The sequence below is a fragment of the Streptomyces sp. NBC_00440 genome (genome assembly GCF_036014215.1).
Classification (GTDB): Bacteria; Actinomycetota; Actinomycetes; order Streptomycetales; family Streptomycetaceae; genus Streptomyces.
Genome location: NZ_CP107921.1, coordinates 244,471 through 269,499, shown reverse-complemented (window position 1 = coordinate 269,499; position 25,029 = coordinate 244,471). Strand labels below are relative to the sequence as shown.

At 73.3% G+C, this 25,029-nt stretch carries 5 protein-coding genes; all 5 read left to right on the top strand.

All coding sequences use genetic code 11. The features are described 5' to 3' along the window. The first annotated feature begins 14 nt into the window (after positions 1–14). Positions 15–764: a thioesterase II family protein gene (locus OHB13_RS01185; RefSeq protein WP_328374885.1), complete on the top strand. Its 750-nt coding sequence runs from the start codon at positions 15–17 to the stop codon at positions 762–764. 152 nt (positions 765–916) lie between these two features. Continuing rightward, positions 917–9,331, top strand: coding sequence for a non-ribosomal peptide synthetase (locus OHB13_RS01180; protein ID WP_328374884.1), 8,415 nt, complete (start codon positions 917–919; stop codon positions 9,329–9,331). Positions 9,332–9,347: 16 nt separating this feature from the next. Beyond that, on the top strand, positions 9,348–16,931 hold the full coding sequence (locus OHB13_RS01175) for a non-ribosomal peptide synthetase/type I polyketide synthase (protein ID WP_328374882.1): 7,584 nt from the start codon (positions 9,348–9,350) through the stop codon (positions 16,929–16,931). Next, positions 16,928–18,004, top strand: coding sequence for a TauD/TfdA family dioxygenase (locus OHB13_RS01170; RefSeq protein ID WP_328374880.1), 1,077 nt, complete (start codon positions 16,928–16,930; stop codon positions 18,002–18,004). Before OHB13_RS01175 ends, OHB13_RS01170 begins: the two co-directional genes overlap by 4 nt. Next, on the top strand, positions 18,004–25,029 hold the full coding sequence (locus tag OHB13_RS01165) for a non-ribosomal peptide synthetase (protein ID WP_328374879.1): 7,026 nt from the start codon (positions 18,004–18,006) through the stop codon (positions 25,027–25,029). Before OHB13_RS01170 ends, OHB13_RS01165 begins: the two co-directional genes overlap by 1 nt.

Here is a 25,029-nt window from a genome sequence, read left to right as displayed (position 1 = left end):
GAAGGAGTGCCGCGGTGATCAGCACCACCCACTCCCGGTCCTCCCGGTGGTGGACCGGCCTGCCCGGTCCAGCCACCGGGCGGACACTCGTCTGCCTCCCGTACGCCGGTGGGGGACCTCAGACCTATGAGGGCTGGGAGGCATCGCTGCCGGCGGACACGTCCGTGCTCGCGGTGACGCCTCCGGGCCGTGGCCGCCGGTTCGGCGAGCCCCTCTGCCGCGACATCCCGTCACTGGTGCAGCCCCTGGCGCGGGAGTTGGCAGCTGCCGTGGACGGTCCGTACACACTGTTCGGGCACAGCCTGGGGGCCACGGTGGCCTTCGAGTTGTGCCGGGAGCTCCGCAGACTCGGATTCCGCCCGCCCGCCGCCCTGGTGGTCTCCGGACGCCAGGCACCGGATCTGCCGTGGACCGAGCGGCCGATCAGCGGTCTGCCGGACGCCGAATTCACCGAGGCGCTGCGCGACCTCGGCGGTACCCCCGAAGCCGTCTTCCAGCAGCCGGAGTTGATGGGTCTTCTGATGCCGTTGCTCCGGGCCGACTTCACGATCGTCGAGTCCTACCGCTGCCGGGACGAGGCGCCCCTCGATGTGCCGATCCTGGCCCTGGCGGGCACCCGTGACCAGCGCGCGACGGCGGACCTGATGTCGGGCTGGGCCCGGCAGACCAGCGCGTCGTTCACCCTGCGCACGGTGCTCGGCGAGCACTTCTTCGTAGACACCGACCCCGAATACGTCACCGGCCTGCTGTCGGCCGTCCTCTGAGCAGCGGGTCCGCCCCCGCCACCTGATCCACCCGTCGGCATCCACCCGCCGGCCGGCCGCGCCCGCGTGCCGCGCGAGGCCGTGCCGCGCGCCGCTGTGCGCCCGCCGAACCGCAAGCCATTCCGTTCTGACGTCATTTCTGGGGGAAGCCCGTGAGCCACGCCATCGACATGTCACCGTCCACGGACATGAGCACGCTGGTCGACGTGCTCAGCCACCGTGCCGAAGCCCAACCGCACCGCCGCGCCTTCGGCTTCCTGCGGGCCACGGGGGGAATGGCCGAGGAGTTGAGCTACGCCGAACTGGACGGGCGGGTGCGCGCACTGGCGGCGCGCCTGGAGTCCGAACACCCTTCCGGCAGCCGGTTGTTGCTGCTCTACCCGCCCGGCCTCGACTTCGTGGTGGGATTCCTGGCCTGTCTGTATGCGGGCATGGTGGCGGTACCGATGCCTCTGCCGACCAGCCGCAAGCGCGCACAACGCCAGCTGGCCGCAGCCACCGACGCCCGGGTGGCCGCCTGGCTGACGGTCGCCTCCTCCCGCAGGATGCTCGACGAGCACGCGGCGGACGCCGGTGGCGGCCCGGTCACGGTCCACACCACCGACGGCGCGCCCACCCACCGGGCCGATGACTGGTCCGGACGCCGTCCGGCCCCTGCCGACCTCGCCTTCCTGCAGTACACCTCGGGCTCGACCGGCGCTCCTCGCGGTGTCATGGTCACCCACCACAACCTGATGGCCAACGCTGAGGCGATCCGGTCGAAGTTCGCTCTCACCGCGCAGGATTCTTCGGTGATCTGGCTCCCGCCGTTCCACGACATGGGCCTGATCGGCGGCATCCTCCAGCCCGTCCACACCGGTTTCCCCGCGCTGCTGATGTCGCCCCAGGCCCTGATGCGGGACCCCGGGAGCTGGCTGGAGGCGATCTCCGAGCACCGGGCGACCGTCAGCGGCGGTCCCAACTTCGGATACGCGCACTGCGTCCGGCACATCGACGCCGAACGTGCGGCCGGACTCGATCTCAGCAGCTGGCGGGTGGCGTTCAACGGCGCCGAACCGATCCGCGCGGAGAGCCAGGACGGCTTCGCTGAGGCCTTCGCGGCGCAGGGGTTCGACCCCCGCGCCTTCTTCGCCTGCTACGGGATCGCCGAGGCCACCCTGCTGGTCTCCGGTGCCGACCGCGGCGAAGGCGCCCGGGTACTGGCCGTGGACGACGACCAACTCGCCCTGCACGGACGGGCAGTGCCCGCAGCGGAAGGCCGCGGCATTCGGCTCGTCAGCTGTGGTGCACCGGCGGCCGGCCACCAGGTCCTGATCGTCGATCCGGACCTCGGATGCCGGGTGGACGACGGAACCGTCGGCGAGATATGGGTCAGCGGCCCGAGCGTGGCGGCCGGTTACCTCGATGCTCCGGAGGCCACCGCGGCCACCTTCGGCGCACAGGTGGCCGACGTGGCAGGCACCTTCCTCCGTACCGGCGACCTCGGGTTCCGCCACGACGGCGAGCTCTATGTCACCGGACGGATCAAGGACCTGATCGTGGTCCGCGGACGCAACGTCCATCCGCAGGACGCCGAGCGGATCGCCGCGGCAAGCCACCCCGGGCTCGACCCGGACGCGGCTGCCGCCTTCGGCTACGAGGAGGACGGCGCCGAGGCCCTGGGGATCGTCCTCGAAGTGGACCGGCACATCTCCGCCGACCGGCTCGCCTCCATGGCGGACAGCGTGCGGACGGCGGCCACCGCCGAACTCGGCGTCGCGGTCGGTGCCGTCTTCTTCACCCGGCGCGGCGGCGTCCCGCGGACCACCAGCGGCAAGATCCGCCGGCAGGCATGCCGGGAACAGTGGCTGGGCGGTGAACTGCCGCTGGTCGGTGGTGACACGCCGGGCACCTCGGCCCCGTCCGGCGAGGAGGGCGCCGGTGTCCGCGCCGTGCTGGCTGCCGTGGCGCGGCTCTCACCGGAGGCGCTGGACGACTCCACGGGCATCTTCGATCTGGGTCTTGACTCGCTGGGCGTGGTCGACCTGAGGTTACGCGTCCTCGCCGAGCTGGGGGTCGAGCTGTCCCTGTCCGACCTGCTCGCCGGGCCGACCGTCGCCGAACTGGCGGCCGCCGTCGCGGCGGCACCGCGGGTCTCGACCGGGCCGGAGGCGGCCGAGGCCGCCTACTCCGGGGCTTCGCCGGGCCAGGAGGCGCTGCTCCTCGCGGACGAACTCGCCGGTGATGACGCCCCCTACGTGGTCGGCCGCGCGGTCAAGGTGCTCGGCGCGTTCCGCGTGGACGACTTCCTGGCGGCGGTACGAGCGGTGGTGGCCCGCCATCCGGCCCTGCGGACCTCGTTCGTCCCGGGCGACGAGGTACTGGGACGGGTACTGCACCCCGAGCTCCCGCCCGAGCTGGCCGTGCTCGACGCCCGGGGCCAGGACGCGGCCGCGGTGACGGCGCTGCTGGAGGACGCGGCCTGCCGCCGTATGGACCCGGCCACCGGCCCACTCGTCAGGGTCACCGCCATCCGCACCGCCGAGACCGAGACGGTCGTGGTCTTCGCCGTCCACCACGCGGTCTGCGATCTGCGCTCGCTCGGACTGCTCCTGCTGGAGGTCGCCGACGCATACCGGTCGGCCGACACCACCACGTCCGACACCGCCACCTCCGGCGCAGCGGTGTCCAGGACCCACGACGAGGCCCACGACGCGGCGTACGGTGCGTTCGCGGCCGGCCAGCGCCGCCTGGTCGAGACCGGCGACGAGGACCGGCTCCGGCGGCACTGGAAGACAGAACTCAGCGGTGTCCCGCTGGAGATCCGGTTGCCGATGGCCCGAGCCGCGACGGGGTCCGCCCGTGGCGCTGTGGAGCGCTTCGTGGTCCCCGCCGAACTGTCCGCGCAGGTACACGACTTCGCGCGGACCCACCGGCTGACCGTCAACGCCGTGCTGCAGGCCGCCCTGCACGTCCTGCTGCACCGCCTCACCGGCGAGGAGCGGGTCGCCGTCGGCACCCCCTCCGCCAACCGCGGCCGCAGCGACCGGATGGACGTCGTCGGCTACTTCGTCAACGTACTGCCGCTGGCCAGCACCCACCGTCCGGAGACCGGCTTCGCGGAGGCGGCTGCACAACTGCAGCACACCCTCGCCGTCGGCCTGGAGCACGGCGAGCTGCCGTACGCCGCGATCCTGCAGGCCGCCGACAGGTCCACCGACCGGTGCAACGTCCTGGTCGCCTACCAGAGCATCCAGTCCGAGCACACGGCGGACATCGCCCGGATCGCCCTTGAGGACCCACGGCTGCCGGTCCGGGTCGGCGGGCTCACCATGCTGCCGGTACCGCTGCCCCGCCGGGACAACGCCTTCGACCTCACCATGAACCTGGCGGACTCCGGAGCCGAACTGCTCGGCAACGTGGAGTACCGGGCTGACCTGTTCGCCGCCGGGGACGTGCGTCAGTTCGTCGACTGCTACCTGGGCCTGCTCCGCTCCGCGCTGGCCGACCCCGCGCAGCCGACCGCCGCCCTGAGCCTGTCCGGCACACCGCAGGGGGCGGCTCTCCCGGCACTCGCGACGCCCGCAGCCCCCGGGGCGTACGACGAGACCAGCCTGACCGGCCTGATCGACGATTGGGTCCGGCGCACGCCGGAGGCCACCGCGCTGACCGACGGACGACGCACCCTCGACTACCGCGAACTCGACCGTGCCGCAGGCCGCCTGGCCGCCGAACTTGCCGCCCGCGGAGTCGGCGCGGAGTCCGTGGTCGGCGTGGTCACCGGCCGCGACGTCAGGACCGTGATCGCGCTGCTGGGCGTGCTCAAGGCCGGCGCCGCCTATCTGCCGCTCGACCCTTCGCTGCCCGACGACCGTCTCCAGTGGATACTCGGCCGGGCAGGGGTGCCGCTGGTGGTCGCCGCCGGCGATGCGCGTGACCTGCCCGGGGACCTGCCCGTGGTGCCGGCGGAGCCGACGTCCGAGCTGCCACCGCCGCCTGACGTTCCGGTGCGTCCCGGCAACCTCGCCTACGTCCTGTTCACCTCCGGCTCGACCGGTCGTCCGAAGGGCGTCGCGCTCACCCACCGCAACGCTGTCTCCTTTCTCGCCTGGGCGCGGGAGCGGTTCGGTACCGACCTGAGCGCGGTGCTCGCCGCCACCTCCTTCTCCTTCGACCTGAGCGTCTTCGAGATCTTCGGCCCGCTCACCAGCGGCGGCACCGTCGTCGTGGCCCGGGACGTACTCGTGCTGGCCGAGGACGCCCTGCCGGCGCCCGTCGCCCTGGTCAACACCGTTCCCTCGCCCCTCGCCGAGCTACTGCGTTCGGGACGGCTCCCGCAGGGAGTACGCACCGTGAACCTGGCCGGTGAGCCGCTGCCCCGACAGCTCGCCGACGCCGTACTCGGCCATCCCTCGGTCGACCGGCTGATGAACCTCTACGGTCCGACCGAGGCGACGACGTACGCCTGCGAAGCGCTGATCCGGGCCGGCGACCCGGGCGAGCCGCCGATCGGCCGCCCCATCTCCGGCACCCACGCCTATGTGCTCGACGACCGGCTGCGGCCGGTGGCCCCGGGCGTCCCCGGTGAGCTGTACCTGGGCGGGCCCGGCCTGGCCCGCGGCTATCTCAACGACCCCGCGCTGACCGCCGACCGCTTCCTGCCCGACCTGGCCCGGCCCGGAGAGCGGATGTACCGCACCGGCGACGTGGTCCGGGTGGACGCCGACGGGCAGTTGCGCTACCTGGGCCGCTCCGACGACCAGGTGAAGATCCGCGGCTTCCGGATCGAGCCGGGAGAGTGCGCGGAGGCGCTGCGCCGCCACCCGGCGGTCGCCGACGCCGCGGTGCTGCCGCGTGAGGTCCCGGGTGCGGGAACGGTGCTGTGCGCCTGGCTGGTCCCGGCCGCAGGCAGCACCCTGGAGCCCGGACAGGTGCAGGCGTTCGCCCGCACCCGGCTGCCGCACTACATGGTGCCTTCGGCGATCGCCGTGGTGGACCGGCTGCCGCAGACCCCGAACGGCAAGCTCGACAAGCGTGCCCTGACCACACCGGGACTCGCCGCCGCCGCGGGCACGGCTGCCCCCGACGGGCCGGTCGAGCAGCAACTGCTGGAGATCTTCACCGAGCTGCTGGCCCGGCAGGACTTCGGCGTCGAGGACAGCTTCTTCGACCTCGGCGGCCACTCGCTGCTGGTCGCACGCCTGATCACCCGGATCCGGCGGGCGTTCGGTGTCGCCCTGCCCATGCGGGCGGTCTTCGAGCACCCCCGCATCCGCGCTCTCGCGCCGCTGGTCGCGGCGGCAGCCGGTCAGGAAGCCGACGCCACCGTCCGGCTCCTCCCGGTCTCCCGTGAGCCGGCTCCGGCGCCGTCGTCGGCGCAGGAGCGGATGTGGCTGATGCAGCAGATGATGCCCGGCAACACCGCCTACAGCGTCGCGGGTGCGGTCCGGGTGCGGGGTCCGCTCGACACCGGACTGCTGCGCCGCGCCCTGCGGGAGACCGTCCGCCGCCACGAGGTGCTGCGTACCCGGCTGGTGTCCGGCGACGGTGGCGTCCGCCAAGTGATCGCTGAGGAACCCGACTTCGGCTGGATCGAGGAGGATCTCACCGAGCTGCCGGAGCCGGAGCGGACGGCGGCCGCGGTGCGGCGGATGTCCGCGGAGGCCGCCGTCCCCGTCGACCTGGGCGGCAGCAGGCCGGTCCGGCTCGTCGTACTCCGGCTGGCCGCCGACGAGCACCTGGTCGGGCTGGTCAGCCATCTCGCGGTGATGGACGGCTGGTCGTCCGGGGTGTTCTTCCGGGACCTCGCGCTCGCCTACCGTTCGCTCTCCGGCGATGAGGGGGCCGGCGTCATCGAACCGGCCGTGCAGTACGCCGACTTCGCGGACTGGCAGCGGGCCTCGCTGGAGCCCGTCAAGCAGGAACTGCTCTCCTGGTGGACCGAACGGCTCGACGGCCTCCCGGCGCTGGCCGTCCCCGCCGACCGGCCCCGGCCCTCGGTGATGGGCTTCCGCGGCGGCAGTGTCCCGGTCCGGTTCGACCGCGGACTGCGCGACCGGCTTGCGGGTCTTGGCACCGGCCGGGACGCGACCCTGTTCATGGTGCTGCTCTCGGCCTTCGCCACCGTACTGATGCGCCACAGCGGGCAGCACGACTTCGCGGTGGGCACACCGATCGCCGAGCGGCCGCTTCCCGAACTCGACGACGTCATGGGCCCGTTCACCAACACGGTGCCGATCAGGCTGGACCTCTCCGGCGACCCGTCCTTCGCGGAGCTGCTGGACCGCACCAGGGAGCGGGCGCTGGAGGCCTACGCACACGGCACGTTGCCCTTCGAGACCCTGGTGGGCGAACTCGGTCTGGCCCGCGACCTCAGCCGCACCCCGGTGTTCCAGACCATGGTCTCGCTGCAGGACGACCCGCTGGGCGGGCTCGACCTGCCGGGGATGAGCAGCGAGCGTCTCGACGTGCCGCGTGACACCGCCAGGTTCGATCTGCTGCTCGCTCTCTCCGACGGTCCGGCCGGCCTGTCCGGAGCGATGGAGTTCAACCAGGAGATCTTCGACCGCGCCACGGTGGAGGAGCTGATCGCCCATCTGGAGGCGCTCCTGGAGCGGGTCGTGGGCGACGCCGGGGCGCCGGTCTCCCGGATCCCGCTGCTCGACGCCACGCAGACGAATCGCATCCTGCACGAGTGGAACGACACCGCGGCGCCGCAGCAGCCCGTCGCGATCCACACCCTCTTCGACGAGCAGGAGGCCGCGACCCCGGACGCGGTGGCGGTGTGCGACCTCAGCCGCAGCTGGACCTACCACGAACTGCGCGGCAGGGCCGAGCGGGTGGCGCGGGAACTGCTGCCCGTGCCCGGCCGGGACGTGGCCGTACTGATGGGCCGGTCGGCGGCGGCGGTGGCCGCGGTGCTGGGGGTGCTGAAGGCGGGCAAGGCGTACGTGCCGATCGACCCGGCCTTCCCGAGCGGCCGGATCGCCGGGATCCTGGACATCTGCGGCGCCGTCTGCCTGCTCGCCGACCCGGAGCACCTGGCACAGGCCGAGGAACTGGCGGCCGGCCGGCCGGGGACGCGGGTGGTGCTGGTCGACGCCGACTCCGCACCGACGGCCGTTCCCGATACGGTCGAACTGCCGTCAGTGGCACCGGAGTCGGTCGCGTACACGATCTTCACCTCCGGGTCCACCGGCGTCCCGCAAGGGGTTGTGCTCCAGCATGCGGCGGTGGTCAACACGCTGCGCTGGGTCATCGGCACCCTGGACTTCCGGCCGTCGGACCGACTGCTGTGGGTCACCTCGCTCTGCTTCGACCTCTCGGTCTTCGACATCTTCGGCACCCTCGCGTCGGGCGGCCGGATCAGGGTCGCCGAGGAGGAGGAACTCGCCGAGCCTTCGCGCCTGGCGGAGTTGCTGCTTGGCGGCGAGGTCACCGTCTGGGACTCGGCGCCTGCCGCACTGCAGCGACTGCTGCCGGCCCTGGAGCGCCGCGCGGCGCAGCCGAACAGTCCCGCGGTCCGCCTGGTCATGCTCAGCGGTGACTGGATCCCGGTGACCATGCCGGACCGGTTGCGCGAGCTGCTGCCCGGCTGCCATGTGCGGGCTCTCGGCGGGGCCACCGAGGCGGCCATCTGGTCCAACCACTTCCCCGTGGAACACGTCGACCCGTCCTGGACCAGCATCCCGTACGGCCGTCCGATCCAGAACGCCCGCTACCACGTACTGGACCGCTGGATGCAGCCCTGCTCCGTCGGTGTGCCGGGCGACCTGTACATCGGCGGCGCCTGCCTGGCCCTCGGCTACGTCGACCCGAAGATGACCGCGCAGCGGTTCGTGCCGGACCCGCACAGCGGGCGGGCCGGTGAGCGCCTGTACCGCACCGGCGACCTGGCGCGCTACTGGCGCGACGGGACCCTGGAGTTCCTCGGCCGCTCGGACCAGCAAGTGAAGATCCGCGGCTTCCGGGTGGAGCCCGGGGAGGTGGAGGCCGCGCTGCGCCACTGCGCGGACGTCCGCGAGGCGACCGTGGCCGTGCGCGACGACCTGCCGGGCGGGCGCTGCCTGGTGGGCTACGCCGTCCCGGCCGAGGGACGCAGCCTCGACGAGGCGCAGTTGGGCAAGGAACTGCGTACCCGATTGCCCGCGTACATGGTGCCGGGCCACCTCGTCCAGTTGGAGCGGCTCCCGGTGACCCCCAACGGCAAGCTCGACCGGCGCGCGCTTCCGGCCCCGGTCCTGGGCTCAGGGGGAGCGGACTTCGCGAGCCCGCGCACCGGGACCGAACAGTTCATCGCCGGGGTGTGGAGCCAGGTGCTCGGGGTGGAGCGGCCGGGCAGCCGCGACAACATCTTCGACCTGGGCGGCAACTCGCTGCGGCTGGCCGAGATCCACGCCCTGCTCCAGCAGCGCTTCGACGGACAGCTCCAGCTTGTCCACCTGTTCGAGAACCCGACGATCGAGGGCCTGGCCCGGATGGTCGACGGCCTGGCGGACACCGGATCGGCGACCGACCGGACCCAGGACCGCGCCGAGCGTCAGAAGCAGGCCATGCAGCGACGGCGTGCACCGCGCCGCGCCGAGTGAGGAAAGGAACGAGGGCATGGACGAATCCAATGTCAACACCAACGCCATCGCCATCGTCGGAATGTCGGGACGGTTTCCCGGCGCCGCCGACGTCCAGGCTTTCTGGGCGAACCTGCTGGCCGGCCTCAGCGGCACCGTCGCCCCGACGGACCAGGATCTCGACGCGGCCGGAGTGCCGCCCCAGGTTCGCACCGACCCGGCCTATGTGCGGGCCACCGGCGCGCTCGAAGGGATCGAGGAGTTCGACGCGCAGTTCTTCGGCCTGACGCCCCGCGAGGCCCAGTTGATGGACCCGCAGCAACGGCTCTTCCTGGAGTGTGCCTGGCACGCCCTGGAGGACTCCGGGAACCGGGCCGGCGCCGGGCTCCCGGCCGCCGTATTCGGCGGCACCGGCGCCAACGGCTACCTGCTGTACAACCTGGCGCCGCAGGAGTGGCTCCGCGACCCGGCGCACGAGTACTCGGTGATCCTCGGCAACGACAAGGACTACCTGGCCCCCCGCACCTCCTACAAGCTCGGCCTCTCCGGTCCGAGCATCACGGTGCAGACGGCCTGCTCCACCTCGCTCGTCGCGACCGCCATGGCCTGCCAGAGCCTGCTGGACTACCAGTGCGACCTGGCCCTGGCGGGCGGGTCCGCGGTCGTCGTACCGCACCGCACCGGCTACCTCTACCAGGAGAGCGGCATCGCCTCACCGGACGGCGTCTGCCGGCCCTTCGACGCCGACGCCAACGGCACCGTGCGGGGGAGCGGAGCCGCGGTCGTGGTCCTCAAGCGGCTTGAGGACGCGCTCGCCGACGGGGACACCGTGCACGCCGTGATCCGCGGCTGGGCGGTCAACAACGACGGTTCGGCCAAGGCGGGCTTCACCGCGCCCTCAGTGGGCGCACAGGCCGAGGTGATCGCCCTGGCGCACCAACTCGCCGAGGTCGAGCCGGCCTCGATCGGATTCATCGAGGCCCACGGCACCGGAACCACCCTCGGAGACATGGTCGAGGCCGAGGCGCTCCGCCAGGCATTCGACGGCGTTCCCGGCCGCTGCGCGCTGGGCTCGGTCAAGGCCTCGATCGGGCACCTCGACGCGGCCTCCGGGGTGGCCGGTCTGATCAAGACGGCCCTCGCGGTCAAGCACGGCACGGTGCCGCCGACCCTGAACTTCCGGCGGCCGGGCCTGGCGCTGAGCTCGGACGGCAACCGGTTCTTCGTCAACTCCGAGGCGATCGACTGGCCGGTGGACACCGGGCCCCGGCGCGCGGGCGTCAGCTCCCTGGGGATCGGCGGCACCAACGCGCACCTCGTCCTGGAGCAGGCACCGGAGCAGCCGGACCGCCCGGGGGCCGGCACGGACGTGCTGCCGCTGGTGCTGCCGTTGTCGGCGCGTACCGACGCCGCCGTCGCGCAGGCGGCTGAGCGGCTCGCCGGCCACCTGGAGCGGGCCGGCGCCGACCTGCCGGTGGCGGACGTCGCGCACACCCTGATCACCGGCCGTGCGGAGTTCGACTCCCGGACCCACGTGGTCGCCGCCACCGCCGCGGAGGCCGCCGCGGCCCTGCGTACGCCGGCCGCACCACCGGCCGGGGGCACGGCAGCGCGACCGCTGGTGATGATGTTCCCCGGCCAGGGCGCCCAGCACCCCGGGATGGCCGAGTCGCTCTACCGCACCCAGCCCGTGGTGCGCGAGGCGGTCGACGAGTGCGCCGGACTGCTCAGGACCGAGCTCGGCCAGGACCTGCGCGAGCTGCTCTTCCCCGGAACCGACCCCGCCCGGGTGGCGGAGGCGGCGGCGCGGCTGGAGCGCACCGAGTACACCCAGCCGGCCCTGTTCACCGTGGAGTACGCACTGGCGCGGCTGTGGCAGAGCTGGGGCGTGCAGCCGGATCTGATGGTGGGTCACAGCATCGGCGAGTACGCCGCCGCCTGCATCGCCGGTGTGCTCAGCCTCCCGGACGCCGTCCACCTGGTCGCCCTGCGCGGCCGGCTGCTCGCGGACCAGCCGGCCGGCGGCATGCTGTCGGCCGCGCTGGCCGAGGACGAACTGCGCCGACGGCTGCCGAAGGGCTCCGTGATCGCGGCCGTCAACGCACCGAAGCAGTGCACGGTCGCCGGCCCGCACGCGGAGCTGGAAGCGCTCAGGGCCGAACTCTCGGCCGACGGCGTGCGGGTCACCGCCCTGCACACCTCGCACGCATTTCACTCGCCGCTCGTCGCAGGCGCGGTGGAACCGTTCCGGCGGGCCGTCGCGCAGGTGCGGCTGAACCCTCCGCTCCTGCCGTACGTCTCCTCCGTCACCGGCGCCCTGATCACCGCGGAACAGGCGACCGACCCCGGCTACTGGGCCGGCCAGCTGGTGGCGCCGGTGCGCTGGCACCAGGCCCTGCTGACCGCCGCCGGGCCCCGGGCCGTCCTGCTGGAGGCCGGGCCTGGACAGTCGCTCGGAGCACTGGCCCGGCTCGGCCTGGACCTCAACGCCGGGCATGTCGTCGCCAGTACCCTCCCCAGGCCCGGCGGCGACGAGCGCCGCGCGGTCCTTGAGGCAGCAGGCCTGCTCCGGGACGCGGGTGTCCCGGTGGACCTCACCGCCGTGAACGGCGCGCCCGGCCGTCGGGTGCCACTGCCCGGATACCCGTTCCAGCGCCGCCGCCACTGGATCGACGCGCCGCAGCCCCGGGCCGGCGGCGCGGACGCGGCACCGCAGCCCGAGCCCGTCGCGGTGGCCGTGAACGACATGGACGATGCCGGCACCGTGAACACCGACGCCGTTAGGGCCGCGGTCGACCGGGCCTGGGCCGAGGTGCTGCTCGGCGCCGACCCGGGTCCGGAGGACAACTTCTTCGACCAGGGGGGCCAGTCCCTGGTCGCCGTCCAACTGCTGTCCCGGATATCCCAGTTGGTCAAGGTCAGGCTCCCGCTGCAGCTGATCTTCGACCATCCGACCCCGCGCGGGCTGGCGGTCGCGGTCGCCGCCGAGGCTCTGCGTGGCGCGTCCCGGCCCGACCTGCCGGTCCGGCAGGCTGACCGCTCCGGCGCGCTGGCCCTCTCGCCCGCACAGGAACGGCTCTGGTTCATCGAGCAGCTGGAGCCCGGAGGCAGCGCCTACAACGTGCCGCAGACCCTGATGCTGGAGGGCGTGCTCGACCAGGCGGCACTGGAGCGGACCTTCACCGCGCTGGTCGCCCGCCACGAGGCCCTGCGCACCCGGATGGGGATGCACGACGACGCACCGGTGCAGATCGTCGACGAACCGTACGAGGTCACGGTGCCCCTGCTGCTGCCGAGCGGCGCCACCGGAGACGCCGGGGCCGAGGCGCGGGAGATGGCACTGACCGAACTCCGGCGCCCGTTCGACCTGCTGGCCGGTCCGCTGCTGCGAGCGGCGCTGATCCGGCTCGCACCCGAGCGGCACCTGCTGGTGGTGACCATGCACCACCTGGTCACCGACGGCTGGTCCTTCCTCGTGCTGACCCGCGAACTCGTGGAGCTGTACGACGCGTTCACCAGCGGACGGGCTCCGCAGCTGCCGCCCGCCCCCTTCCAGGCGGCCGACCACGCCGCGTGGCAGCGCGTACTGGTGACGGGCGACCACCTCGCCGAGCAGACCGCGTTCTGGACGGAGTACCTCACCGACGCCCCGGCCGCGCTGCCCCTGCCGCTCGACCGGCCGCGCCCGGCCGTCCAGCGCCGCCGCGGCCGCCGCCACCGGATCGAGGTGTCCGCGGACCTCACCCGGCGCCTGACCGCGCTGGGCGCTTCGCGGGGCACGACCCCGTTCACCACGCTGCTGGCCCTGTTCTCCGCCGTCCTGCACGCCCACACCGGCAGCCAGGACCTGCTGGTGGCGACCCCGGTGGCCGGCCGCGACCGGGCCGAACTCGAAGGCATCGTCGGCTATCTGGTGAACACCGTCGTGGTGCGTGCCCGGTTCGAGGGCGCCCGCACCGCTGTCGACCTGGTCGACCGGGTACGCGACAGCGCCCTCAAGGCCCTCAGCAACCCGGACGTTCCCTTCGACCAGGTCGTCCAACTGTCCGGAGCAGGACAGCAGTTGGACCGCAACCCGCTCGCCCAGGTGCTGTTCACCCTGGAGAACCGGATGAACGAGGACGTGCGGCTGGCCGGCCTGGAGCTGTCGCCGGTCGACCTCGACCCGGGGATCGCCCAGTTCGACCTCGCCCTGCACCTCCAGGAGCACGAGGACGGCCTGGCGGGCTGGTTCGAGTACGACAAGGAGCTGTTCCTGCCGGACACCGTGGCGCGGCTCGGGGACCACTTCCTGGAAGTGCTGCGCCGCGCCGTGGACGCACCGGACCAGCGGCTGTCCGAACTGGTGCGGGTGCCGGACGAGGTGCACCGGCTGCTGACCGAGGAATGGAACACCGGCACCGGACAGCTGCCGGCGGACGCGTCACTGGTCGACCTGTTCACCACAGCGATGGCCGAAGGACCGGACCGTCCGGCGGTGATCGACGGCGGGACGACCTGGTCCTACCGGGAGCTCGACCGGGCATCGGACCGCATCGCGGCCGCCCTCGTCACGCAGGGGGCGGTGCCCGGCGACCGGATCGGCGTCCTGCTCGAACGCGGTGCGGACCTGATCGCCGCGATCTTCGGCGTACTGAAGACGGGCGCCGCCTACGTCCCGCTCGACCCGACGCACCCGGCCGAACGGCTCGGCCTCGCCGTCGACGACAGCGGTGTACGGCTGGTGCTGACCCAGCGGTCCCTGGCGGACCGGCAGCCTCCCGGCGACGCCCCGACGGTACTCGTCGACGGACCCGAAGTGCGGTCCGCGACCGTGGACTTCACCCCGTACCCGGTGGACCCGGGGAGTCCCGCGTACGTCATCTACACCTCCGGCTCGACCGGGCGCCCCAAGGGCGTCGAGGTGACGCACCACAACGTGGTACGTCTGCTGAGGGTCTCGGACCGGTCGTTCGAGTTCGGCCCCGATGACGTGTTCGCGCAGTTCTTCTCGCACGCCTTCGACGTCTCGGTGTGGGAGATCTTCGGTGCTCTCAGCCACGGTGCAGCCCTGGTCACGGTGGACTACTGGACCAGCCGCGACCCCGACGCCCTGGTGCGGCTGCTGGCCGAACGCCGCGTCACGGTCCTCAACCAGACCCCGTCGTCCTTCCACTCGCTGATCGAGGCCGAAGCGCGGTCGGCAGCCGGCCCGCTCTCGCTGCGCTCGGTCGTGCTGGCCGGCGAGAACCTGGACGTCGGCACCCTCGTCCCGTGGTTCGACCGCCACGGTGACCAGCGGCCCTCGATCGTCAACATGTACGGGATCACCGAGACCACCGTGCATGTGACGTACCGCCGGATGACGGCCGCCGACGTCCGCCCCGCGGTCGGCACGCCCGTCGGGACGGCCCTTCCCGACCTGCGGATCCGGCTGCTGGACCCGGACGGTGCGCTGGTGCCGATCGGTGTGCCCGGGGAGATCTGCGTCGGCGGCCCGGGACTGGCCGTGCAGTACGTCAACCTGCCCGAGCGGACCGCTGAGCGTTTCGTCTCCGACCCGTTCGACCCGAGTCCCGATGCCCGGCTGTACCGCTCGGGCGACCTGGCCCGGTACGACGGCGACGGCGAGCTGTACTACCTCGGCCGCGCCGACCACCAGGTGCAGATCCGCGGCTTCCGGGTCGAGCCGGGCGAGGTGCAGACGGTGCTCGCCCGGCACCCGGCGCTGGCCGGTGCGGTGGTGGTTTCCGCCGCCGCGCCCGACGGCGGAACGGAGCTGATCGGCTATCCGGTGCCGCTGCCCGGCACCGAGGGGCCGAGCGACACCGAGCTGCGGGAGTTCCTGCGCACCCGGCTGCCGGAGTACATGGTTCCCGCGCACCTGGTGACGATCGCGGAGATCCCGCTCACCGCGAACGGCAAGACCGACCGGGCGGCGCTGCCCGGACCGAGCCGGCAGTCGCCCACCTCGCGGCTCGCCGAGACCTTGCTGGAGAAGGAGGTCTGCCAGGTCTGGTGCGAGGTGCTCGGGCTGCCATCGGCCGGCGTCGACGACGTCTTCTTCGAGATCGGCGGCAACTCGCTCTCGGCCGTGCGCGTCAACAACCGGCTGGCCCGGCGCTTCGGCGTCGAGCTGCCGCTGCGGGCGCTGTTCGAGGAGCCGACTCCGGCCGCGGTGGCCCGGCGGATCGAGGCCGCCCTGTCCGCGGCCGACGGTCCGGAGGCACCGGCCGGCCGGCTGCTGACCGACCCGGCCACACCGTCCCCGCTCTCCACCGAGCAGGAAGGCATCTACCTGGCCGAGCAACTGACGCCCGGTACCGCCGCCTTCCACATCGGAGCCGTGCTGCGGCTGCGCGGCGCACTCGACCCGGACCGGCTGCGGCAGGCGTTCACCCGGGTCATCGCCCGGCAGGAGGCGCTGCGGGTCGGCTTCGCCGACACCACCGACGGCATCCGGATGCGGCCGGCCGACCCCGGACCGGCACCGCTGATCGTGCTGTACCCGCCGGCGGGTGCGGACCGCGAGGCGTTCGTCGCCGATCTGTACGAGCGGGAACTGGCCCGCCCCTTCGACCTGGAGCAGCCACCGCTGCTGCGTGCCGCTCTGGTGCCGGGAGAGCAGGAACACATCCTGGTGATGGTGGTCCACCACCTGATCTGCGACGGCTGGTCGCTGGGCGTGCTGCTGGACGAGCTCTCGGCGGCGTACGCATCCGACGACGCCCGTCCGCTCCCGGCCGTCGGCTACCGCGAGGCGGCCGCCCGCTCGCGGGCCCGGCTGGAGTCCGGGGAGGCGGCGGCCGATCTGGACTGGTGGCGGCAGCATCTGGACCGGTACCGGGCCACCGCGCCGCTGCCCGCCCTGCCCGGCGCTCCCGAGCGCGGCCCGTTCCGGGCGAGCCGGCGCACCATGACCCTGCCCACCGAGGTGCGCGCCGGGGTGCTGGCGTCCTGCCGCGAGCTCGGCGTGACGCCCTTCGCCCATCTGGCCACTGCCTTCCAGCTGGCCCTGTCGGCGGTGGGGGTCGAGGCCCCGGTGCTCGGCTTCCCGACCGCCGGGCGCACCGAGGCCGACGAGGGCGTGATCGGCTGCTTCATCCGCACCGCCGTGCTGCCCTCGGCCGACCGGGCGGTGACCTTCGCCGACGCGGTCAGGGAAGTCCGGGACCACCTGGTGGCCGCGCTGGAGCACGGCTCGGTGTCGGCGGACGCCGCCGACCGCCGCCGGGACCCCTTCCACGCCTGGTTCGTGCTGCAGAACACCCCGATGGCAGGCTCGGGTCCCGGCGGCACGGCCGTGGAGCCGGTGCCCCAGCCCCCCGCGACCAGCAAGTTCCGGCTGGCGCTGGATGTGACCGACACCGGTGACGAGTTCGTCTGCTGGTGGGACTCCGCCCCGGATGTTCTGGGCGAGGAACTGCCGCAGCGGGTGGCCGACGGTTTCCTCGCGGTCCTGACAGCCGCGCCGGCCCCCGGGACCCCCCTGAGCGAACTGCTCGCCGCAGCTTCCACCCCCGTACCCCGGCGGCCCAGGCGCGGGCTCCGATCGGTCTCCCGTCGCGCCCCTTCCCGGCCGGCCACCCAGGCCGACGCCCCCGGCCAGCACGGCCACGTCAAGCAAGGAGATGAGTCATGAGCGCGCAGTTCTCACGCGTCGGGACGGTCCGCAGGGCATTGCGGTCCGCCGCCGGACCCGACGCCGTCACGATCGAGCCGCTGACCGCCGACGGGAACCCGCCGATGGTGGTACGCCCGAAGGAGCCGGGCACCGACCTGGCGACCTGGGCCGCCGCGAGCAAGGAGTGGGTGGCTGACGCTCTGCTGGAACATCGCGCGCTGCTGTTCCGCGGCTGGCCGGTGGCGGACGCCCCGGGCTTCCAGCGGTTCGTGGCGGCGGTCTCCGACGGTGAGCCGCTGCAGTACCGGGACCGCTCGACGCCCCGGGACGAAGTGAGCCAGAACGTCTACCTGTCCACCACCTACCCCGCGGCCGAGCGGATCGAGCCGCACAACGAGGGCACCTACTGGTCGACCTGGCCGCAGAAGCTGTTCTTCTGCTGCCTGATCGCTCCGCCCGTCGGAGGCGAGACCCCGATCATCGACAACCGCAAGGTCATCGAGCGGATACCGGTCGCCGTCCGGGAGCGGCTGGAGCGGCTCGGCGTGCGCTATGTGCGCAACTACAACAGCGGTTTCGGCCTCACCTGGCAGGAGGGCTACCAGACCGACTCCCGTGCGGACGTCGACCGGTACGCCGCGGCCAACGGCACGGTCACCGAGTGGCTGGAGGGCGACCGCCTGCGCACCGTGCAGATCCGCCCGGCCGTACGCACCCACCCGGTGACCGGCGAGAAGCTCTGGTTCAACCACGCCGGGTTCTTCCACATATCGAGCCGCGACCCGCAGATGAGGGAGGCGCTCGTCGAAGCACTGGGCGAGGACGGACTGCCGACCACCACCACCCACGGCGACGGCTCGCCGATCGCCGACGAGGACGTCCAGGCCATCAACGAGGCGTACCGCGCCGGGGAGATCGCCTTCCGCTGGGAGGTGGGCGACGTGATGATGCTGGACAACATGTCGATGGCGCACGCCCGCCGGCCCTACGAGGGCGACCGCAAGATCGTGGTCGCGATGACCGATCCCGTCAGCGGCGAGGACGCCACCCAGTCCGGTCCTGCCGTCGCGGCCGACGGTGAGGAGGCGTGATGAGTGACGACATCGCGGGCTTCCGGGTCTCCCCGGCCCAGCACCACCTGCACCGGCTCAGGTCGGCGCTCACCGGCGCCGCCCCCTTCGTCGTGCGGCTCGAAGCGGAGCTTCCGGGCAGCGCCGACCCGGAGCGGCTGCGTCAGGCCCTGCTCTCCGCGACGGCCCGGCACGAGGTCCTGCGCACCCAGGTGGTGGCGGCCTCAGGCGTCGGCGTCCCGGTGCAGGTCATCGCGGACGAGCCGGGGATCGGCGACGCCGACGCCGCGGGCAGCGGTCTCCCGGTCCGGTTCGGCATCGGCGAATCCGCCGACGGGACCCGCCGGCTCACCCTTGCCGCCGATCCGGCGGCGGCCGACCTGGCCACCCTGGTGGGGCTGCTCTCCGCTGCTCTCGGCCGTGCGGCCGGGGACGACGAGGAGGAGCCCGTCCAGTACGCCGACGTCGCCGAGTGGTTCCACCAGCTGCTCGACGAACCGGAGACCACAGCCGCGCAGGACCGCTGGCGCCGGGTGCTGGCGGCCGAGGCGGCCGAGCCCGACCTGCCGCTCCGCCCGGCCGCCCCGACGGACTACCGTCCGGAGACCACCGCGCTCGTCCTGGCCCCGGGCCTCTCCCGGCAGATCGCCGTACGGGCCGCCGAACTCGGTGTCACCGAAGGCGCGCTGACCACTGCCGCCTGGGGCGTGGCGCTCGGCGGCGGCGGGAACGGGGAGCCGCCGGCGCTCGGGGTGACCGTGAACGGCCGTGCCGCCCCCGAGCTCCAGGGCGCCCCCGGCCCGTACGACCGCACCGTGCCGATCGCGTTCCCGGACGGCGCGGACACCTCCTCGCTGGCCCGGGCGGTGGACGCCGCGATCCGGCAGGCCACCGAGGACGCCGACGTCTTCCGCTGGGACGCCGCCGCAACCGGCGACAACGAGCCGTACTGCCGCTTCTCGGCCGGTCATCTGGACATCTCCGCGCTGGTCGCGGACGGCACGGTGCGCGGCCTGGCCGTGACCGACCGGGCGGACCGCCACGATCTGCGGCTCCTGGTGGTCCGGCACTCGCCGGACCGGCTCGAACTGCGCCTCGACTACGACGCCGCCCGGTGCGAGCCGCAGTCCGCCGAACTGATCGCGGCCCGGACGGCCGCCGCGCTGGCGCAGTTCTGCGCCGAACAGGCGATCCCGCTCGGCGACTTGGCACTGAGCACCGAGCGGGACGCCGAGCTGTGCCGGCGGCACGGCACCGGCGAGACACTGCCGGACTCCGACAGGACCGTGCTCCACCTGATCCGCGAACACGTCCTCGCCCGCCCCGAGGCCCCCGCGGTGGTGTCCCACGACGGCCGGCTCGACTACGCCGGACTCGACGCGGCGGCCGACTCGCTGGCCACCGCACTGCGCGCGGCAGGCTGCGCGCCGGGTGACCGGGTCGCGCTCTGCCTCGACCGCGGTGTGCTGACCCCCGTGGCCGTGCTCGCGATCCTGCGCTGCGGCGCCGCCTATGTGCCGCTGGACAGCCGCAATCCGGCCGAACGCCTGGCCGGCATGGTCGCGGACGCCGGGGTCACCGTACTGCTGGCCGACGAGACCGGACAGAAGGCCCTGGCAGGCGCCGGCCCCGGAATTCCGGTGGTGGCCCCTGCCGCGGCGTGGACCACCCCCGCGGACGGGAACACGGTGCCGGTCACGCCGGACCGTCCCGCCTACGTGATCTTCACTTCGGGTTCCACCGGACGCCCCAAGGGCGTCGAGATCACCCACCGCAATCTGGCCCACTCGACCCGTGCGCGGCTCAGCGTCTACCGGCCCGAGCCGGAAAGCGCCGCACTGCTGATCCCCACGATCGCCTTCGACAGTTCCGTCGCCGTGCTGTTCGGCGCGCTGGCCGCGGGCGGCTGTCTCGTGGTGCCCGGCGACAAGGAGTCGGGCGACCCGGCCGCACTGGCCGGGCTGGCCGTCGACCACGGGGTGACCGATCTGCTCTGTGTGCCCACGCTGTACCGCCCGCTGATCGAGGAGCTGTCCGCCCGCGAAGGGGTACGGCTGCGGCGCGCCCTGGTCGCGGGCGAGGAGTGTCCGGCGGCGCTGGCGGACCGTCACCACGAAGTGCTGCCCAGTGTGCTGCTGTTCAACGAGTACGGGCCGACCGAGGCCACCGTCTGGTGCACGGTCCAGCAGGTGACCCCGGAGCGCTCCGAGCGGGTGCCCATCGGCCGCCCCCGGCCCGGCGTCCGGCTCCATGTGGTCGGACCGGACGGCGCGCAGGTGCCCTACGGCGCCCGCGGTGAACTCTGGATCGGTGGCCCGAGCGTGGCGGTCGGCTATGTCGGCAGCCCCGAACTCACCGCCGAGCGCTTCCTCGACGACCCGTTCACCGCCGAGCCGGGGTCCCGCGTCTACCGCTCGGGCGACCTGGTGCGCTACCGGTCCGACGGGGTGCTGGAGTTCCTCGGCCGTACCGACCGCCAGGTCAAGATCCGCGGCTTCCGGGTCGAACTGGAGGAGATCGAGAGCCGGTTGGCAGCCCAGCCCGGAGTCACAGCGGCGGCCGTGGTCGACCGTACCGACGAGGCGGGCTCGACCCGGCTCGCGGCCTATGTGGTGCTGCGCGCCCCGGCCACCGCCGACTCGGTGCGGGCGGCGGCCCAGTCCGCGCTCCCGGCCTACATGCTGCCCGCGATAGACGCACTGCCCGAGCTGCCGACCCTGCCCAACGGCAAGGTCGACCACGCCGCTCTCCGAAAGCTCGCGCCGATCCGCGCCGCGGCCGTGTACGTCGCGCCGCGCACGCCGGTCGAGCAGGTACTCGCCGAGGCCTGGCAGCAGGTGCTGGGGTGCGAACGGGTGGGTGTCGAGGACAACTTCTTCGACCTCGGCGGCGATTCCATCCGGGTGGTCCAGGTGCGCCTGCAGGCCCGCAGGCGCGGAGTGCTCATCCAGGTCACCGACCTGATGCGGCATCCCACCATCGCGGCGCTCGCCCCGCTGGCGACCGCTGTCGAGGACGGCGAGCCGACCCCGACAGCGACGGAACCGCTGCTGCCCGATGGCGTGCGCGCCGGGCTGCCGGACGAGGTGGAGAACGCCTGGCCGCTGTCCAGCCTCCAGGCGGGCATGCTCTTCCACACCGCCTTCGAGCGCGGTGAACGGCTGCTCTACCACGACGTCACCACGCTGCGGCTGCGCTCGGCGCTCGATGTGCCGGCCTTCGAGGCGGCCGTCGCCGAACTCTGCCGCCGCCATGCCATGCTGCGGGTTTCCATCGACCTGGCGCACCCCGCGGGGCCGCTCCAGCTGGTGCACCGGAGTGTCCCGGCCCCGCTGCGCATGGTCGACCTGCGCGATGTCCCCACCGGCCGGCAGCGTTCGCGGGTGGACGCCGACGTCGAGCACGAGCGGGCGACCCCGTTCGTCCTGGAGCAGGCCCCGTTGGTGCGCTTCGTCGTCCATCTGCTCGGCGAGGACGAGTTCCAGCTGACCCTCGCCGTGCACCACGCGGTGCTCGACGGCTGGAGCGTCACCGTCCTGCTGACCGAGCTGATGGACTGCTACCAGCACGCGGCGGATCCGGCCGCGCCCGCACCGCGGCCGGCCCCCGCAGCCACCTACGGCCGCTTCCTCGCCCTGGAACAGGCGGCACTCGAAGGACCGGACGGCGACTGGTGGGCTCGTCGGACGGAGGATCTGCCGACCGGCCGGCTCGGCGGCAGCGGCCTGGCCGACGGCGTCGGCGAGCAGCGGCTGGGCACCCAGCTCGCGCCGGAGACCTGCGAGGCAGTGCAGCGCGTCGCCGGGCAGGCAGGCGTGCCGGTCAAGAACGTACTGCTGGCCGTCCACCTCAAGGTGCTTGCGGTGATGACCGGACGCGACGACGTGGTCACCGGTCTCGTCACCAACGGCCGCCCCGAGGACGAGGAGGACTCCGATGCGATGCTCGGGCTCTTCCTCAACACCTTGCCGCTGCGGACCGCGCTGCCCGGGGGCAGCTGGCTCGATCTCATCGGGCACGTCTTCGCGGAGGAGCGGGCGATGCTCCCGCACAGGTGGTACCCGATGAGCCGGATCCGCCAGGCCCGGGCGGCGGACTCGCTGTTCGAGGCCGCCTTCAACTACGTGCACTTCCACCGCTACGGCGAACTGTCCACCCGCAGCGGGGTGGAGGTGCTGGACGCCGTGTTCCACGGGGACACCAACCTGCCGCTGATGACGGACTTCATCCAGGACCCGGTCGGCGGCGGGATCGAGCTGTCCATCGCCTTCGACCCGTCGCTCCACCGCCCGGAGTTCATCGAGGCGATGGTCGACAGGTACCGCTCGGCGCTCGACGCGCTCATCGCGGCGCCGGAGCTGCCGCACACGGCGGACCCGCTGCTGTCGTACGCCGAACGGCTCCGCCTCACCGCCACCGCGCACGGCGCGAAAACGGCGCCGGCCGCAGGCAGTCCGGTGGCCGGGCTGGCTGCCGCGCTCGCGGCGTCCGGCGACCGTACGGCAGTCGAGGCGTCCGACGGGTCCATCAGCCACCGGCAACTGCTCGATGCCGCACGGGCCTTCGGCGCCGCGGCCCGCCCGGAGCCGGCCGCCCCCGGGACCGGCGGGGAGCCGGCTGTCGCCCTGTTGCTGCCGCGCGGTGTCGCACTGGTCACCGCTGCCGTCGGCTGTCTGCTGGCCGGTGTGCCGTTCGTGGTCTGCGACCCGGACCAGCCGGCCGAGCGGCTGCGGGACATGCTGGTGGACGCCGGGGCCGGGCTGATCGTCGCCGCCGACCCCGGCCGGATCGCGGGAGCCGTGCCGGAGGGCGTGCCCTGCCGGACGCCGGACGAGCTGCGCGGTTCCGGCGCACCGGGCCCGGATGCCGATCCGCACCCCGAGCACCTGGCCTATCTGGTGTTCACCTCGGGCAGCACCGGCCGCCCGAAGCCGGTCGCGGTCTCGCACCGCGCACTGGCCAACCGTGTCGAGTGGGCGCAGCGGACCTACCCGCTGGGGCCCGATGACCGGCTTCTCGCCCTGGCCTCACCCGTGTTCGACTTCGCCGTCTGGGAAGTGTTCGGACCGCTGCTGGCCGGCGCCTGCCTGGTCGAGGCCCCCGACCTCACGGAAACCGGCGTCAGCCTCGCCGAGCTCCTGCGCAGCACCCGGACGACGGTCGCACACCTCGTACCCTCTCTGCTGGGCGGGCTGCTGACCGACCCCGCGCTTGCCGAAGGCAACGACCTGCGGCTGCTGCTCGTGGGCGGCGAGGCGTTCCCCGCACCGCTGCTGGCGGAGCTCCGCAACCAGCTCCGATGCGAGGTGATCAACCAGTACGGACCGGCGGAGGCAACGATCGACGCCACCTTCCACCGGGCCGGCCCGGAGGTATCCGGGCAGCCCGGCCGGCCGGCCACCGTGCCGATCGGACGGCCGATCAGCAACGTCTCGGTCCACCTGCTCGGTGAGAACCTCGCCCCCGTCCCGCCCGGCTGTGTCGGCGAGATGTTCATCGGCGGGGAGGCGCCCGCCCGCGGCTACCACGGCCGGCCGGCCCGCACCGCTGAAGCGTTCCTGCCCGACCCGTACTCCGGGGTCCCGGGCGCCCGGATGTACCGGACCGGGGACCTGGCCCGGCTGCTGCCCGACGGAGCGCTGGAATTCCTCGGCCGCACCGACGACCAGGTCCAGGTGAACGGCGTACGGGTGGAGCCCGGCGAGATCGAGGCCGCGCTGTACGCGGACGGGCGGCTGGCCGAGGCCGCGGTGGTCGCACACTCCACACACCGCGGTGGCGTGCAGCTGGTGGCCCATGTGACGCCCCGCGAGGGCGTCGGCCTGACGCCCGACGAGGTACTCGACGGCCTGACCGGGCTGCCCGACGCGCTGCGCCCGGGGCTCGCGGTGGTCCACGGCGCCCTGCCGCGCACTGCGGGCGGCAAGATCGACCGGGTGGCACTGCGGACGGCCGGGCTGCCCGGCCGTCCCGGGAGCGACCGGGTGGCGGCAGCCACGGAGCTCGAAGGACGGCTCGCGGTCCGGTGGTCGGAGGTCTTCGATACGACCGAGCTCGGGGTGACCGACGACTTCTTCGAGCTCGGCGGCGACTCCATCCTCGCCCTGCAACTGGTGGCCCGGGCCCGGCGCGACGGAATCGCGCTGACGCCCCGGTCGATCTACACCCACCGCACCATCCGGGCCCTGGCCCGGGAACTGGGCGGTGCGGAGCCCTCCGGGGCCACGGCGGTGCCGGGCCGAGGGGCCGCCGCGCTGGTGGCGCTGCGCGCGGACGGCGATCTGCCGCCCTTCTTCTGCGTACACGCCAGCAACGGTTCCGCCGCTCCCTACGCGGCCCTCGCCGCCACCCTCACCCGGCCCGGGCCGTTCTTCGCCCTGGACGCGGAAGGGCTGGCACCCGACGGTCCGGAGCTTGCCTCGGTACCCGCTCTTGCCGCGCACTATCTGGCGCAGATACGCGCCGAGCAGCCGAACGGCCCCTACCGGCTGGGTGGTTGGTCGACCGGCGCGGCGGTCGCCCACGAGATGGCCGCCCAGCTCAGGGCGGCGGGTGACGAGGTCGCCGCGCTGGTCCTGCTCGACCCGTCGACGCCACCGAGGCTTCCCTCTCCGCCGGACCAGGCCGACCTGCTGTGGCTGTTCCTGAGGGACCTGGCGGGCCTGACCGGTCGTGCGGCACCACCGCTCGATGCCGAGCAGGTGAGGAAGCTCGACCCGGCCGACCGGCGCCGGGCCGTGCTGTCCGCGATCCGCTCGGCCGGGCTGGTGGCGGAGGAGACGATGCCCGAGGTGGCCGCCCGGCTGGGAGTCTTCGGCGCGATGGTCTCGGCCGCCGCCGTATGGCAACCAGCCCGCTATGACGGCCCGTTGGCCCTCATGGTGGCCGGGGACGCCGGGGCGGCAGCGGAACGGCTCTCCGGCTGGCGTCGGTTCACCACCGGGGAGGCCACCGCCCGGGCGGTGGCGGGCAATCACCACACCATGCTGCGCCCGCCCGCGGTCGCCGGGCTGGCCGAGGTGCTGGACAGCCTGCTGAACGGGTAG